At 49.9% G+C, this 1078-nt stretch carries 2 protein-coding genes; both read right to left on the bottom strand.

The window, feature by feature from the left end; translation table 11 throughout:
- A partial coding sequence (locus Q0257_RS07350; protein ID WP_298023454.1) for a hypothetical protein occupies positions 1 to 561 on the bottom strand: 561 nt, incomplete at its 3' end.
- A 2-nt stretch (positions 562 to 563) separates the two neighbouring features.
- Positions 564 to 1078: aminotransferase class III-fold pyridoxal phosphate-dependent enzyme (locus Q0257_RS07345; protein WP_298023451.1), on the bottom strand; the 515-nt coding region annotated here is incomplete at its 5' end.

Below are 1078 nucleotides of genomic sequence, written 5' to 3'. Positions count from 1 at the left end.
GAGCAAAACTGCCAAAAACGCCGCGATTACGATAGCGTATTGATATACATCGCTTCTAATGACCGCTCTTTGTCCGCCCAAAATCGTATAAACGATGATGACCACGCCTCCGATGAGCAGCGAGGAGTTGAAATTTAGATCAAACGTCGAGAGTATGCGTGCGCTAGCGCTAAACTGCGCCGCTAAGATAGCGCACCACGCCACGCAAATGATGACTGCGCTAACGAGCCTGGCTCTTTTGTCAATAAAAATTTCCGCAATCTGCGCGAATGTCAGCGCCTTGCTCGCGCGTAGAATTTTTGCAATAAAAATCGCTAAAATCATCAGTCCGATCGCGCCGCTTAAAAGCCACCAAACCGCGGCAAACCCGTACTTTTGCATATTCGATACCACGCCGATCGTAGCTGCGCCGCCCACGCAGGTAGCTACTATAGAAAATGCAATCTCAAAAGCGCTCGCCTTTCTGTCCGCGACCAAAAAGCCCTCAAGGGCGGTCTTTTTGCGAAATTCCAAGAAGCCTAGCAAAAGTAGAAATATGATAAATACGATTAAAATTTGCACATTTATCCTTTATAAATTTTTAATTTTACCGCATCGCGGATCGCTTCGCAAAGCGCTTGCGTATCGCTTCTGGGCGTGATGAACGGTGGCATGAGATAGATGTTTTTGCCAAACGGTCTGATCCAAACGCCCCTTTTTACGAAAAACTCCTGCAGCGCCTCTACGTCCACCGCCTCCTTCATCTCTACGACGCCGATAGCGCCCAAGGTGCGAACGTCCGCCACGCCGTCTAAGCTCCTGCACTCTTTCAAGCCCTCTTGCAGGTCGGAGTGGATTTGCGCGACCTTTTGCGCCGTGTCCTGCGCGCATAAAATTTCTAAATTTTTAAGCGAAACGGCACAAGCTAGAGGATTTGCCATGAAGGTCGGTCCGTGCATCAAAACACCGCCGTTTCTGCTCACGCCGTGCGCGATCTTTTCGTTCGTCAAAACAGCCGCAAAGCTCATAAATCCGCCGCTTAGCGCCTTGCCTATGCAGATTATGTCGGGCGCCGCGCCGCAGTATTCGTATGCAAATA

The sequence above is a fragment of the uncultured Campylobacter sp. genome (assembly GCF_938018035.1).
Classification (GTDB): Bacteria; Campylobacterota; Campylobacteria; order Campylobacterales; family Campylobacteraceae; genus Campylobacter_B.
Note: the sequence above shows the minus strand (reverse complement) of the source record. Positions and strands in the feature narration are given on the sequence as shown.